Genomic DNA, 14,088 nt, shown 5'->3' with positions numbered 1-14,088 from the left:
TTAGGGCCACAGATGTCGACCTCGTGATCGGCGACGGCCCCGAGGTAAGCGGAACTGCGCTCTCACTGCTGCTGGCCGTTTCCGGGCGATGGGCTGCACTGGACGAGCTCCACGGGCCAGGCGTCGTGGCGTTGCGGAGGTAAAGCGGACAGCACTCTCCCGTACGGGTCGACAGGCTGCAGGTCGAATACAAGCGGTGACGGCCGGTGCGACACGGGCCGCACGTTGGCCGACACGTCGACTGGTGCTGGCGGGTATGGCACCCGCTCTGGCCGTGATCGCGGCTGGCGCCTGGGTGAATCGGTCCGAACGAGCTGACCTGGCTTGAGCACGCGGTCACCGCATTTGACCGGGACCGAGCTGCACGGCAGCGAGATGCTCGACGTGGCCGTGCTGCTGACCGGCCACGCCTGTAACCTGCCACGGCGTAGCCACTCAGGCAGCTACCCCGCCGATGCGGCCCTCGATGACCGCCAACTCGTCACGTGCGCGAGCTCGCCAGCGCCGATCGATCACAAAGTCCAGCTCGGGGTCCGCGGCGACGACATGGACCGTGCTGACTGCTCTCGCCGGCTCAGGCGATGAGCCTGCGGGAGCAGCAACCCACCGACAGGCCGAACCCTTGCCCTGGTCATCCGGGTCCGTGTCGCGGATGCCACCAACCAGCGGAATCCCCGCCGGTACGAGAGCAGGGAGTAAACCGATGACGCCGCGGCTCCCTGTCGTCCTACGTGTGTCGTCAACACACCCCAGGGAGCAGAAATGAGTACTCGCACCGATTCCGCAGGCACCGCCGCCCCGACGCGGGCCGGGCGGCGAGAATGGGTCGGCCTGGCCGTCCTCGCGCTGGCGTGCCTCGTCGTCACGATGGACCTGACCGTCCTGCTGCTCGCGGTTCCGTCCCTGACGCAGGACCTCGCTCCGTCCGCGACGCAGCTACTGTGGATCATTGACACGTACGGCTTCCTGATGGCGGGGGCCCTCGTCGTCATGGGCGCGCTCGGCGACCGGCTCGGCCGGCGTCGCCTACTGATGACGGGCGCGGCAGGGTTCATCACGGCCTCGGTCGCGGCGTCGCTGGCCACGTCCCCTGAGATGCTCATCGCCGCGCGGGGACTCCAAGGTCTGGCCGGCGCCGCGCTGCTGCCGTCGACGATGGCCCTGGTGTTCGGAATGTTCGCCGACGGCAGGCAGCGGCAGGCAGCCCTGGGGATGGTGATGGGCTCGTTCGCGCTCGGCGCGGCCCTGGGCCCCCTGTGCGGCGGCGTGCTGCTCGAGGCGTGGTCCTGGCGGTCGGTGTTCGTACCGAACGTGCCCGTCGGGCTGCTGCTGCTGGCCCTCGCACCCCGGCTGCTGCCCGAGGTCCGCAACGCCGCCGCCGGCCGGGTCGACCTTGCCAGCGCGGCGCTGAGCGTCGCCGGCATCCTGGCCACGGTCTTCGCCGTGAAGGACATCGCGCAGAACGGCCTGTCGGCCGTCGTCGTCGCCGTCTCTGTCGCTGGCGCGGCGGCCCTCGTCGTGTTCGGGGCACGGCAGCGCCGCCTCGCCCAGCCGCTCGTCGACCTGGCGTCGTTCCGCCGGCCCGCGTTCAGCACCGCCCTGGGCGCGAACGCCGTCGCCATGTTCGTGACCTTCGGGACGTTCTTCTTCACGGCACAGTTCCTGCAGCTCGTCGTCGGCCTCTCGCCGCTTCGAGCCGGGCTCTGGGGTCTGCCGCCCGTCGTCGCGATGATGATCGCTGCGGGCGGCGTCGTCCCGAAGCTCGCCGCCAAGGTCCGCCCCGCAGCGCTCCTGTCGAGCGGCATGGCCGTGACCGCCGTCGGGCTCCTGGCCCTGTCGACGGTCGATGCCAGCACCGGCGCGCCGACCGTGGTCGCGCTCCTGCTCGTCGTCGTCGTCGGCCTCGCGCCGGTCAGCACCATCAGCCTGAACCTGGCCATCGGCGCGGCCCCGCCCGAGCAGGCAGGATCGGTCGCCGGGCTCGGTCAGGCCGCGAACGAGCTCGGCGGCGCGCTCGGTATCGCCGTCCTCGGCACGATCGGGACGGTCGCCTACCGCCGCGACGTGGACGGCGCCCTGGAGGGCCTGCCCGCCGGTGTCGCGCACCAGGCCGGCGACACCCTGGGCGGCGCCGTCGCCCTCGCCGGCAGGCTGCCCGACGGCGTCATCGACGCCGCCCGGGCCGCGTTCGCGGAAGGGCTGGGAGCCGCCGCGACCGTCGGCGCCGTCGTCCTGCTCGTCACTGCGGCCGTCACCGCGGTCGTCCTCCGTGGCGTTCCGCCGCTGGCCGAACCGGCCGGGGAACCCGGAACGACCCACGACGAAACCGCCGCGGCGGGCGACCTGGCCTCGATCGCCTAGTCAACGCCCCCGACCCGACGGCCGGCCCCTCTCCGGGGCCGTCCGGAAGGCCGTCCGGACTCTTCCGCATCAGCACCGATGACCTTGCCGGCCGGCGTCGTCATATCGGGAAACAGCACACCGCAACGGGAGGCGATCGCAATGGGCAAGGTGGTAGCGAACATGTCGATGTCGCTGGACGGGTACATCGACGACAGCGCGGGCAGCGTGGCCGAGCTGTTCGCGTGGTACTCCGCCGGCGAACGAACCGTCGAGATGCCGGGGGACGCCCGGGAGTTCCGAACGTCCGACGCCAGCGCGGCGAGGATCGTGGAAGCAGTCCGCGCCACCGGAGCTCTGATCTGCGGGCGTCGGCTGTTCGACCTGACACAAGGCTGGGGCGGCCGGTACCCCGCCGGTGTCCCTGTGTTCGTCGTCACCCACCGTCCGCCGGACGGTTGGGAACACCCCGAGGCGCCGTTCACGTTCGTCACCGGCGGTGTCGCCAGCGCCGTCGCGCAGGCAAAGGCGGCCGCCGGCGGCCGGTCGGTCGCCGTCGCGAGCGCCGACATCGCCCGGCAGTGCCTGGACCTTGGTCTGCTCGACGTGATCGCTGTCGATCTCGTCCCGGTCCTGCTCGGTGGAGGTACGCCGTTCTTCGCTGGGCCGCGCCCCGGTCCGGTGCTGCTCGGAACCCCGGCGGTGGTCCAGGGCCGGGGCGTGACCCACCTCGTCTACGACGTCCGGAAGGCTGCCTGACATGGAAACCGACCACAGTGCGGCGGGGCGTCCCGCCGATCCGGCCGGCGACCGGTCGTTCTCCGAGCTGAACGACCGGCACCGGCACGAGCTCCGCGTCCATTGCTACCGAATGCTCGGTTCGTTCGAGGACGCCGAGGATCTCGTCCAGGAGACGTTCCTGCGGGCCTGGCGACGACGCGATGACCTCGAGCTCGTCGAGAACGTCCGGGCGTGGCTCTACAGGATTGCGACGAACGCCTGCCTGGACGCGATCAAGGCGAAGGGCCGTCGCGTCCACGAGCTTGAGTCGTTCAGGGACATCCCCTGGCTGGAGCCGTACCCCGACGTGCAAATGGCCCCTGCCGACAACCCGCACGCCGCCGTCGTCGAACGGGAGACGATCGAGCTGACGTTCCTGGCGGTCCTCCAGCTCCTCCCGCCCCGCCAGCGCGCCGCGCTGATCCTCCGAGACGTCCTGGCCTGGCCCGTCGGCGACGTCGGCGGCCTGCTCGAACTGTCGACGGCGGCGGTGAACAGCGCGTTGCAACGAGCCCGGGCGACCTTGCGGGAGCACCACCCGATCGAGCAGCGCGAGACGTGGACAGCGGCGTCGCCGAGCGCGGATGAACGCGCCGTCCTCGACCGGTACATCCGGGCCTACGAGGCCGGCGACACCTCCGCGACGCTCGCGCTGCTCGCCGAGGACGTACGCGTCACGATGCCGCCCGCGCCGTTCCTCTTCGAAGGCCGCGACGCGATCATGGGCCTGGCCGAGCGCGCCCGTTCGACCGGGACCTGGCGTCTCGTGGCGACGTCGGCGAACCGGCAGCCCGCTGCGGCCTGCTACCTGCAGGATCCTGACACGGGACAGTTCCGTGCCTTCAAGCTCGACGTCCTGCGGACCGCCGGGCCGAGCATCGCCGAGATCACGACGTTCGGGGACAAGCACTTCCCCGCGTTCGGTCTGCCGCAGGTCCTGGCATGACCGGCCCGACCCGGGCCGATCCGTCGTCGCCCGGCCCTGATTACGTGGCCGGCCGCCGGCTGCCGGCTGGCGTCGTGCAGCGCCACCACGTCCTCGACCGCGGCGTCCCGCTGGTATGCGACCGAGCTTGGTACGACGTGTTCGCGATCGTCGAGCACGGCGAGGTCGACCTCGAGACCGCTGCCGGCGGCAAGCTGCGCCTGATCGAGGGCGACTCCCTGTGCTTCGCCTTGACCGGCCCAACGACCCTTCACGCCGTCGGCCCCAGGGCCGTCATCGCCGCGATCACCCGCCGGCCGCCGGCCGTCGGCCCCGCCCCGGGAGGCGGCAGCCGGCGGCCCGACGCCGATAGCCACGACCGTCACGCCCCCGGGTGCCCTGCCGGCGCGGAGACCGCGCCGCCCGCCGCCTAGCAAAGCCACGCCTCCACGTACCCTGACTAGCCGAGGAGACCAACCAATGATCCCGAACCAGACCCCCGCCGACGAGTACCGCGAGATCGCCCGACGATTCACGCGGCTGGTCGACGCCGTGCCCGACGACCAGACCTGGGAACGGCCTGCCCCCGTAGCGGGATGGACCGCCCGCGACGTCGTCCGGCATCTTCTGGAGTGGTTCCCCGAACTGCTCCACCAGGGCACGGGATTGACCCTGCCCGCGGGCCCGGACGTCAAGAGCGACCCCTCGGGTGCCTGGCGGGCCTTCAGCGACGGCGTCCAGGCTGTCCTGGACGACCCCGCGACCGAGAGCCGGCTGTTCTCCCACCCACACATCGGCGAGCTGCCCCTGGCGACGGCGATCTCCCGGTACTTCACCGCGGACGTCTTCATGCATACGTGGGACCTGGCCCGCGCGACCGGCCAGGACGAGACGCTTGACCCCGAGCGCTGCGCCGTCATGGTCGACGGCATGGAGCCGCTCGACGACATCCTGCGGTCCAGCGGACAGTACGGGCCGCGCGTCGAGGTCCCCGACGATGCCGACCCGCAGACCCGGCTCCTCGCCTTCATCGGACGCGACCCCCATGCCGGATAACGGCCGGCCCGGCGGACGCGAGCAGAAGACACCCTGGACCGCCGACCGCGTCATGGCCGAGCTCCGGGCCCGCGGCCTCGTCGACCCTTCCGGCGGCATCGCGATGAAGGACCTTTTCGGCGTCGCCAAGGCCGCCCGCGACCTCGCCCTCCCCGACGTGGAGGTGCTGCTCGCCGAGCCGTCCTACGCCGCGCGGATGGCAGCCGTCTGCGTCCTCGACCTCCAGGCCCGCCGCCGCCCGGGCCAGCCGGAACTCGTCGACGTCTACCTGCGCAACCACGACCGGATCGACGACTGGGGCATGGTCGACCGCGCCGCCCCGTGGGTCCTCGGCTCGGCCCTCGCGGGCGGCCCGTACGACCTCCTGCACGACCTCGCCGGTTCGGCCGAACCGATCAGGCGCCGCACGGCGATCACCGCCCCGCTGTGGTTCGTCAAGTACGGCAGCGACGCCGACGTGGAAGCCGGCTTCGCCGTCGCCGAACGGCTTTGTGCCGACCCGGAGACCGTCGTCAACAAGGCCGTCGGCATCTGGCTCGCCCACGCCGGAGACCGGCAGCGTGACCGGCTGCTCGGCTTCCTCGGCGAGTTTGAATCCGCGATGGCCCGTCCGGCGGCCCGGCTGGCCCGTCGCAAGCTCTAAGGCGTGTTTCGTAACTTGGGTTGGCCGGTTGAGGTCTCGGCGTGGCGGTGATCGATAACTGGAGAGGTCTCCGGTACTTGGTACAACGACCAAGAAGCACCATGCACCGGAGACCTCGTGGCCAGCGTAGCGGTGACGAGGCGGCATGACCTGACTGACGCGCAGTGGGCTGTTCTGGCGCCGTTGCTGCCTGCTGTGTCGTCTGATCAGCTGGATCCGACGTAGGCATGCATCCTGACGCCAGCCGCCTGATCGGGCAGCACGGAAACCGCGTTGCCTGGAGTCCGGGAAACGAAAAGGTGGTACACACGAAGGATGCGCACGGATGATGAGCGCCGTAACAGATACAGGTGACTCTCGGTTACTCGGTGGTGATGTGCCCGTGGTGGCCGGCCCCGTCGCCGCAGGTCCGGCCCCCCATATGACGCCGAGATGGCACCGGGTTGCCCTTACACTGCGTCATAGCCGCAGAGGAGGGCGCCCAGTGGGCACGGCGAGAACCAGGCATATAGCGCTCGGGGAGTTCCTTCGTAGCCGCCGGAGTGCCTTTAATCCTGGACAGTTGCCGTTGCCGAGTTACGGCAGGCGCCGGGTATCGGGGATCAGGCGTGAGGAGCTTGCCCTGCTCGCTGGTGTGAGCGCGTCCTACTACACGCGAATCGAGCAGGGCGCTGTTGCAGCGTCACCGACCGTACTGGATGCCATTGCCGGCGCGCTCAACCTCGATCAGGAAGACCGCGCACAGATGCACCGCCTGTCTCGCGCGGAGTCGCCGAGGCTCCTCGCCGACGGCCCCGAAGCGCTCGCCGAGAATCTTCAGCTCGTGCTCCGGATCATCCGGGAGACACCTGTCGGAGTGCTCGGCCGATCCATGAACCTGCTGGGGTGGAACCGTCTGGCTCACGCTGTGTTCGCTGATCATCTGCCCTTCGAAGCCCCGTGGGCCGGTCCGACGGCGCTCAACTGGGCGCGTCAACTGTTCCTCGACGCCGCGCACCGGCGACGCTTCGCGGACTGGGAGATGGTGGCACAAGACATCGTGGGCCGGCTACGAGCGTCGCAGGCGCATTACCCGAACGACCAGCAAATCCAGGCTGTCGTGAAGGATTTACTGGCAGCGAGCCCCGAGTTCGCCCGACTGTGGAACGCTCACCCGGTCCGTGAGCGATCTATGGGTGCCGTGCAGCTTAATCACCCACGCTTCGGCACCCTGCACCTGCGAGACACGGTCCTGCGGACCGCCGAGGACGATCATCAGATGCTGATTGTGTTTCACGCGGAGCCCGGCAGCGAGACCGAGCAAAAGTTGCACGCGATCAGCCAGTCATTGATCCAAGGTTGACGCCGGATGCCCTAACCGTGTGACACGGCCATCGTCGCAGCTGCACGTCGGGCCCGAAGCGGGCGACAACGGGACCAACTGGTTGCAGCCCGCATTGGCGACACGTCATCAACACCGTGATGGTCCGGTTGCCGGCTGCTTCTGACAGGCCAGCACCTGCGGTATCCGGCTTCGCGGCGGCGTGACAACGACAACGGGGCGCGACTTCACGCGGGCTTGTGACGTTGGTAGTGGCGTGCCACGCGGACGCGATTTCCGCAGCGGGCCGCGGAGCACCAGCGGCGGCGTGGATGGGCGGGCAGGAACAGCATCACGCAGTCGTCGGCCTCGCATTGACGAATCCGTACGACCGCCGAGTCGGTGAGCAGGTCGGCAGCGGCTTCGGCGAGCCAGGCCGTCAGCTGTGTCCCCAGCGGGCCGGTGCGGCTGTGGGTGGCCGTGACCGCCGTACCGTTCCAGGTGACTTCACGGATGGCGGGCGCGGCGCGTTGAGCCCGATTGAGTGCTTTCAGGTCGTCCGGTGGTGGCTGGGTACCGTGCCGCGCGTGATCAAGAACGCGGGCCGTGCACTCGCGGACCTTGCGTACGGCGGCCAGGTCGGCACTTGTGTAGTCGACGGCGGCGAACCCTCGCGCCTGTGGGAACCGGTTGGCCTGCAGGCTCAGCCATACGCGCAGATCGGCAGGGACGGCCAGCAGGTCGGCGTCGGTCGGCCGGGTATTGACCAGATCGAGCGCAAGCGGCTCCCCGGTCAGGGGGGTGAGGTCGCTCATGCATCTAATGGTACATGGCGGCCTTGACACGTTAGTAAGATGCTGGCTATACCTAATGCATACCTATCGCAGAAGGGCATTAGTGATGAGCCATCAGGTCGCCAGCACCACCCATCGTCACCTAGACGTCGACGGCGTCCGGGTCTTCTACCGGGAGTCGCTTCCCGAGCGTGCCGATGCCCCCGTGCTGCTGCTGTTGCACGGCTTTCCCTCGGCCTCACACCAGTTTCGCCGCCTCATCGACGTTCTCGGCTCCCGGTACCGGCTGATCGCCCCGGACTATCCTGGCTTCGGTCACACCCACGCGCCCGACGGCTTCACCTACTCCTTCGATGGGCTTGCCGACGTCACCGAAGGTTTCGTCCGCCGGCTTGGCCTCGACCGTTTCGTGATGTACGTCTTTGATTTCGGGGCGCCGGTCGGCTTCCGGCTCGCCGAGCGGCACCCCGAGTGGGTGGCCGGCCTGGTCGTGCAGAACGGCAACGCCTACGCCGAGGGCTTGTCGGACGGAGCCCGGGACTTCATCGCTCTCCGACCCGAGTCGCCAGGCGCAGAGGCAACTATCCGTGATCTGTTGACCATCACCGGCACCCGAGGCCAGTACGAGAGCGGAGTCGCCGATCCCGACCTGATCGCTCCAGACGGTTGGATCCTCGACCAGCACTTCCTCGATCTGCCTGGCCGCAAGGAAGCCCAGGTTGCGCTGGCCTTCGACTACCACTCCAACGTCCAGCGTTACGACCGCTGGCAGGCCTGGCTGCGCAAGCACACCCCTCCCACCCTCATCACCTGGGGCAGCAACGACCCGTTCTTCCCCGAGCCTGGTGCCCGCGCCTACCTGCAAGACGTGCCCGACGCCGAACTGCACCTGTTCGACACCGGCCACTTCGCCCTCGAAACTCACCTCCCGCAGGTCGCTCCACTCATCGCCGACTTCCTTGACCGGGTATGGAGCTGAGGACAGTCGTGCACCCGCAGCCCGCTCCCCCCATGGGGCCCAGCTCCTGGCCTGGCAAGAACACGCGGATCGCCAGTCGCTGGACTCTCCAGGTACTGGTTGTCGTAGCCAGGCCGCTCGTATGGCGCATACTTCCTTGCGCCTACCGCGCTCAGCCGCTCGCCCACGCCTGTTAGCTTGCGCTGATGGCACGCCATCTCACCGCCATCGCCTGCGACCTGCTCACCGGCAAGTACGTATTCCCGGACCGGGCCGTCGCAGCAGCCGATGAGATCCGAAGGCGGGCGTTGGCTGGAGAGTACGACGGTCTGGACGAGGCGGCGCTGGGACACCGGCTCACCGAGCACCTGTTCGGCCTGTGCGCCGACAAGCACCTGCGCGTGCGACTGCGGGAGGCCGTACCAACGGGCCGTACCGGTGAGGGCGACCCGACAGTCGCCTGGCGGGAGTACCAGCGGCTGACCGGATATCGCATCGCCCGTGCCGAACGACTCGACGGCAATGTCGGCTACCTCGATCTGCGCGGCGTGCCGGACCCCGCGCTGGGCGGGCGCGCCATCGCTGCGGCCATGGAGCTGGTGTCCCACACGGATGCGTTGATCATTGACCTGCGTCGTAACCGGGGCGGGGCTCCCGAGGGGGTGGCGTTCTGGTGCAGCTACTTTTTTCCCGACGCCGACATCCACCTCAACGATGTTTTCGCCGCCGCTACTGGACAGACGCGGCAGTATTGGACGCTGGCGTACCTGCCGGGTGCACGCTACCTCGACCGGCCCGTGTACGTGCTCACCAGTGACTACACCTTCTCCGCCGGTGAGGAACTGGCCTACAACCTGCAAGCTCAGCGTCGGGCCACCCTGATCGGTCGGACCACCCGCGGCGGGGCGCATCCGACCGAGGCGTTTCCGATCACTGACACCCTGGAGATCACGATCCCGACGGCCCGGTCCATCAATCCGGTCACCGGCACCAACTGGGAGGGCACCGGCGTGACTCCTGATATGGACGTGCCCGCCGAACAGGCGTTCGCCGTCGCCTACGAGACGGCACTCCAGCATGTGCTGACGACCTCGAGCACTGCGTTCGTCCTCGACGAGGCCCGAGAGGCGCTGACCGGCATCACTCGGCAGGAGGCGAGGACCACGGACATCCCTCGAATCAGCAGATTGTGAGCCATGCTGGGTTGGAGGGATGATAAAACTACAGCCGCTACTCGCCGAACACACGACGCCGATGCGGCCGTCTCGTTGGAATCTGTTCGCGCGGGCCGCGTCCGAAGGCATCTTGGTGCCCCCACGGTCCGGAGATGTTAAATAGTTCGATACGGCCCATCTCAGGCGTGAGTACAGGGTTCACGATGAGGTGATCACCATGGGGCTCCAGGCCAAGTAGCGTAGTCAGAAAGAGGAGGATAGAACCGGATGACCAGGCTTGCGGACTGCAGGCTGTCGGGTATTCGACCGGATACTTTGTGAGCGATCGGTCGTATCCAGCGAATGCTTCCGGCAGCCGGCCTGCGAAGAATTCGGAAGCATCCAACATGCTCTCGGCGATTCGCGCGGCCTCCTGGCGGTAGCCGTACCGTGCCAGCCCTGCCGCAATGATGGAGTTGTCGAAGGGCCAGACCGTGCCAACGTGGTAGCCGATTGGATTGTAGCGTCCCTCGCCGACTGCCAGAGTGCGGATTCCCCATCCTGAAAACAGCCTCGGCCCTAGAAGATGTTCAACGACGTCGGAAACTTTGTCGTCGTCTACGATGCCACTCCACAACAGGTGGCCGATGTTCGAGGAGAGTGAATCGATCTGCCTGCCGTCTCCGTCGAGCGCAAGTGCGTAGTAACCGCCTTCCGATACCCAGAAGTCACGGTTGAAGCGTTCTTTCAGTGACGCCGCTTCGGTCTCGAGTTTGGCCGCGAATTCTGGATCATCCCACACTTCGCGGGCGAGCCGCGCTGCTCGCAACCGCGCGTCGTACGCGTACCCCTGCAACTCGCAGGTGGCACGAGGATGGCCTGCAAGAGCGCCACCGTGATCGGAGATGGAATCCCATGAGTCCTTCCAGCACTGGTTCACCAGACCAGTGGCGCTGTTCTTTGTCTCATACCAGATGTAACCACTGCCCAAGGGGTCCGCCCAATCGTTCATCCAGCGGACGGCCGCTCTTGCCTCTTGCTCAAGGCACCGCACCAGGTCGTCATCGCCGCTCCATCTCCGATACTCATCGAGCAGGATCAAGAAGAGGGGCGTTGAGTCTGCTGAACCATAGTAGGGTGAGTGGGGCTGCTCTTCGAAGGCGGATGTCTCGCCGAACCGGATCTCGTGCATGATCTTTCCCGGCTCTTCGTCGCGGAATTCATCAACCTTGCTGCCTTGTACATTCGCTAGGGCTCGCAGTGTCGGTGGAGTGGTATGCGGAATGTACGGAAGACTCTGAAGGCATGTGAAAAGGCTGTCCCGGCCAAAGAAGGCCATGAACCAGGGTAGTCCTGCGCAAGGCAGCTTCTGGGTGAGTGAGAGTGGTCGTCTCTGGAGGGCGGCAAGATCTGCCAGGCTTCGCCAGTACGCCGTTTCGAGGCGCTCGTCCTCGCAAACTAGTCTGGGTGCCTTCTCGATCCACGTGTCCAACTCCTGGCGCACCTGAGGCCGGGATTCGCCACGGTGGGTGCTGAGGCTGGCTCTCAAATCACGACCTGCGGCACCACGTATCAGCGTCTCAACATTGATCGTGGTCTCCCACCTTCCATCGGCCTCCAAGTGGATCTTGAATGAGAACCCTTCCTGATCGACGTCGGCTGGCGCGTCCGGAGTAATGATGGTGGTCCGGCTGAAGGATTCCCGGTCGTACCGGAGCTCCAAAGCCCCACTCTGGGTACGCACAGATATGCTGCCCTGCTTCTCCTTCAGATCCTTGATCTCGAAAATGTCGGCAAAATCGCTGGCAGCATCCAACCGGATGTGAAGGTCGACACCTTGGTGATCGTGGTTAAGGACGGTCAACTGCTCCGTCAACATGCCGGCGACCAGGCGGTGTCGGATCACGGATATCTTCGCATCAACGTAATGCGTCGGTTCGCCCGGCGCCAGAAAGAAGCGGGTTTCATAGAACTCTAGATCGTCGTTCGACAGGGCGTGGAGTCGCTCGCCGTTGATCGTCAGGATCCACTTCGACAGAAATCTCGTGTCGAACGAGAACAGGCCAGTCGGATATTTTGGATTGGTCTCGATATCCCCGCTCTCGTCACTGACGACGAAAACGTCGCCGTCGAGTGTGTTGACGTGCCTGTCAGCCATTGCCCGGCTCCTCCGCGCGCCCGTAGCCGTGGTGCCTCATCTTCCGCACGGGCAGAATCCGATCGAAGATCGTCAAGAGTCGAAGGTCGCCCTCGATCTGCATGGCGTTGCGGAAGAGCGCGGGCATGACCCTTGAGTTGCCGCACGTGAAGTCATCAAAGAGTTGCTGAGGCGCACACATCACCAGATCCGGATGTGTCGACTCCTTCGAGGACTGGACGATCCCCTTGTTGATCAACAGAAACCACTTGTCAACGCCCTGCGTGGTGTGGATATCAAGGCGGATGGTCGCGGTTAGTGATCCCGGCAGGGTGTCGAACCGACGTGAGTCGCCTCGCAGATCCTCGAGGTATCGGACTAGTAAGGAAGTCACGTGCCCTCCCGGCGGTCGGGGCTGACGGGACGGCGTGGCTTACCCGATTGTGCCTTCGGCACACGTACGGTGTGTCCTGCGGTCCATGGCGATCGTCCATCGGTTGGCCGGCGCATTGCACTTCGCTAGGGCGCTGGCGGACTCCGCCGGCCGGGCGGGCGTCGGCGCGCGAGCGGCGCTGTGCCTGGTCGCCGTTGTCCGGCGACGCACACGTCGGGAGACTCGGACCGTGTCGGCGGATGCCGTGACGGGTACTCGGGCGGCCTGGCAATATGGCGCAGGTGGAGACTCGGCAGCACGCCGTGGCGGCCAACGGACTCACCCAGTCGGTGCGGGTGGCCGGGCCGTCGGACGGTGTACCGGTGCTACTGATCCACGGCAACTGCACGTCGGCGCTGTTCTGGGAGCCGTTGGTCCGGCGGTTGCCAGGCCACCTGCGGATCGTCGCGCCCGACCTGCGCGGCTTCGGGCAGACGGACACCGCCCCTGTCGATGCGACGCGCGGCCTGGCTGACTTCGCCGACGACGTCGCTGCCCTGTTCGACGTCGGGTCCCTCTTTCCGGCCGGCGCAGAGCCGGTGGTCGTCGGTCATTCGCTGGGCGCCGGAGTGGCCATGCAACTGCTTGTCGACGTTCCCGGTCGCGTGGCCGGCCTGCTGCTGGAGGCGCCGATCTCGCCGTACGGCTTCGGTGGCACGAGGGGCCTGGAAGGAGCCCTGACCAAGCCGGACTTCGCGGGTGCCGGGGCCGGAACGGCTGACCCGGATTTCGTCCGTCGACTCGCGGCCAAGGATCGCGACGACGACGGGCCGACGAGCCCGCGCGCCGTGCTCCGCAATGCGTACGTCGCCGATCCGGCGACGCTTGGCGACGACGAGGAGCTGCTGCTGGACACCCTGTTGTCCACCGTGACCGGCGACGACAACTATCCGGGCACGGCCGAGCCGTCCGCCAACTGGCCGGGGACCGCGCCGGGCGGGCGGGGAGTCCTGAACGCCTTCGCGCCGTCCCACTTCCGGATCGCCGACGACCTGGTCGCGGTGCCGACCAAACCCCCGATCACCTGGGTACGCGGCGACGCCGATGCGTTCGTCTCGGACACCTCGCAGTTCGACGTCGCACACCTTGGGTCGCTGGGCGTGGTGCCTGGCTGGCCGGGGGAGGAGGGGTACCCGCCGCAGCCGATGATCGGGCAGACCCGGGCGGTGCTGGAGCGCTACGCGGCGGCGGGCGGGACGTACCGGGAGGTGGTGCTGACCGGCTGCGGCCACAGCCCGCACATCGAGCGGCCGGCCGAGTTCGCCGCCGAACTCCTCGCCCTGACTGACCGCCGCGGCTGACGCCCGGACCTTGCCCGTCCGGCGCCCGATCTGCTGCCCCTGTCCGCGTCTCGACCGCCCCCGAGCACGACGAGAAGGTCCTACACGTGTGCGCGCCAGTCGCGCTCGATGCTGCGCAGGAGCGCTGGATACACGAACAGGCGCCGGAACGGCTTGATCGCGGTCATGTACGCGGCGCCGAGCAATCCGTTGGGCTTGACCAGAACTGCCATCTGGCCGCGGTAGCCGCCGGACTCGTCCGGGACCCAGCCGATGTGCATAACTGAG

The 14,088-nt window shown here is 67.6% G+C and carries 13 protein-coding genes and 1 pseudogene; 10 read left to right on the top strand and 4 right to left on the bottom strand.

All coding sequences use genetic code 11. The features are described from left to right. Positions 1-762: 762 nt before the first annotated feature. The 7 genes and pseudogenes from Van01_RS31940 to Van01_RS31910 all read left to right on the top strand — a co-directional run. Positions 763-2,289: pseudogene (locus Van01_RS31940) on the top strand (MFS transporter); the annotation flags it as partial. Positions 2,290-2,502: 213 nt separating this feature from the next. Next, positions 2,503-3,099 (top strand): dihydrofolate reductase family protein, encoded by a 597-nt coding sequence (locus tag Van01_RS31935; protein WP_204015568.1) that lies wholly within the window; start codon positions 2,503-2,505, stop codon positions 3,097-3,099. 1 nt (position 3,100) lies between these two features. After that, positions 3,101-4,066: an RNA polymerase subunit sigma-70 gene (locus Van01_RS31930; RefSeq protein WP_204015566.1), complete on the top strand. Its 966-nt coding sequence runs from the start codon at positions 3,101-3,103 to the stop codon at positions 4,064-4,066. After that, positions 4,063-4,479, top strand: a complete 417-nt coding sequence (locus tag Van01_RS31925; RefSeq protein ID WP_204015564.1) for a hypothetical protein — start codon at positions 4,063-4,065, stop codon at positions 4,477-4,479. The genes Van01_RS31930 and Van01_RS31925 overlap by 4 nt, the downstream gene beginning before the upstream one ends. 46 nt (positions 4,480-4,525) lie before the next feature. Beyond that, the gene (locus Van01_RS31920; RefSeq protein WP_204015562.1) at positions 4,526-5,101 is read left to right on the top strand and encodes a TIGR03086 family metal-binding protein; all 576 of its coding nucleotides are present in this window, start codon (positions 4,526-4,528) and stop codon (positions 5,099-5,101) included. Between the two features lie 52 nt (positions 5,102-5,153). Continuing rightward, positions 5,154-5,744, top strand: coding sequence for a DNA alkylation repair protein (locus Van01_RS31915; RefSeq protein WP_204015560.1), 591 nt, complete (start codon positions 5,154-5,156; stop codon positions 5,742-5,744). 325 nt (positions 5,745-6,069) lie between these two features. Continuing rightward, positions 6,070-7,086 (top strand): helix-turn-helix domain-containing protein, encoded by a 1,017-nt coding sequence (locus Van01_RS31910; protein ID WP_308442438.1) that lies wholly within the window; start codon positions 6,070-6,072, stop codon positions 7,084-7,086. Between the two features lie 206 nt (positions 7,087-7,292). Here the strand turns inward: Van01_RS31910 and Van01_RS31905 are convergent, their stop codons facing one another. Continuing rightward, positions 7,293-7,859 (bottom strand): CGNR zinc finger domain-containing protein, encoded by a 567-nt coding sequence (locus Van01_RS31905; RefSeq protein WP_204015556.1) that lies wholly within the window; start codon positions 7,857-7,859, stop codon positions 7,293-7,295. A gap of 85 nt (positions 7,860-7,944) precedes the next feature. Here Van01_RS31905 and Van01_RS31900 point away from each other — a divergent pair, with 85 nt between their 5' ends. Both Van01_RS31900 and Van01_RS31895 read left to right on the top strand, forming a co-directional pair. Beyond that, entirely contained in the window at positions 7,945-8,817 is an 873-nt protein-coding gene (locus tag Van01_RS31900; RefSeq protein WP_204015554.1) for an alpha/beta fold hydrolase, read from the top strand. Positions 8,818-9,002: 185 nt separating this feature from the next. Then, positions 9,003-9,989 carry a S41 family peptidase gene (locus tag Van01_RS31895; RefSeq protein ID WP_204015552.1) on the top strand — a complete coding sequence of 329 codons (987 nt, stop codon included), beginning with the start codon at positions 9,003-9,005 and terminating at the stop codon, positions 9,987-9,989. A gap of 37 nt (positions 9,990-10,026) precedes the next feature. On the opposite strand, the gene Van01_RS31890 is transcribed toward Van01_RS31895, so the two are convergent. Together Van01_RS31890 and Van01_RS31885 are read right to left on the bottom strand one after the other, a co-directional pair. Beyond that, the gene (locus Van01_RS31890; protein ID WP_204015549.1) at positions 10,027-12,108 is read right to left on the bottom strand and encodes an amylo-alpha-1,6-glucosidase; all 2,082 of its coding nucleotides are present in this window, start codon (positions 12,106-12,108) and stop codon (positions 10,027-10,029) included. Continuing rightward, entirely contained in the window at positions 12,101-12,481 is a 381-nt protein-coding gene (locus tag Van01_RS31885) for an SCP2 sterol-binding domain-containing protein (RefSeq protein ID WP_204015547.1), read from the bottom strand. Before Van01_RS31885 ends, Van01_RS31890 begins: the two co-directional genes overlap by 8 nt. Positions 12,482-12,762: 281 nt before the next feature. On the opposite strand from Van01_RS31885, the gene Van01_RS31880 reads away from it, so the two are divergent. Further along, on the top strand, positions 12,763-13,821 hold the full coding sequence (locus Van01_RS31880; RefSeq protein WP_373306317.1) for an alpha/beta fold hydrolase: 1,059 nt from the start codon (positions 12,763-12,765) through the stop codon (positions 13,819-13,821). 80 nt (positions 13,822-13,901) lie between these two features. Here the strand turns inward: Van01_RS31880 and Van01_RS31875 are convergent. Continuing rightward, positions 13,902-14,088: DUF2867 domain-containing protein (locus tag Van01_RS31875; protein ID WP_204015543.1), on the bottom strand; the 187-nt coding region annotated here is incomplete at its 5' end.

Origin of the sequence: Micromonospora andamanensis, from assembly GCF_016863495.1 — a bacterium.
Classification (GTDB): domain Bacteria; phylum Actinomycetota; class Actinomycetes; order Mycobacteriales; family Micromonosporaceae; genus Micromonospora; species Micromonospora andamanensis.
Note: the sequence above shows the minus strand (reverse complement) of the source record. Positions and strands in the feature narration are given on the sequence as shown.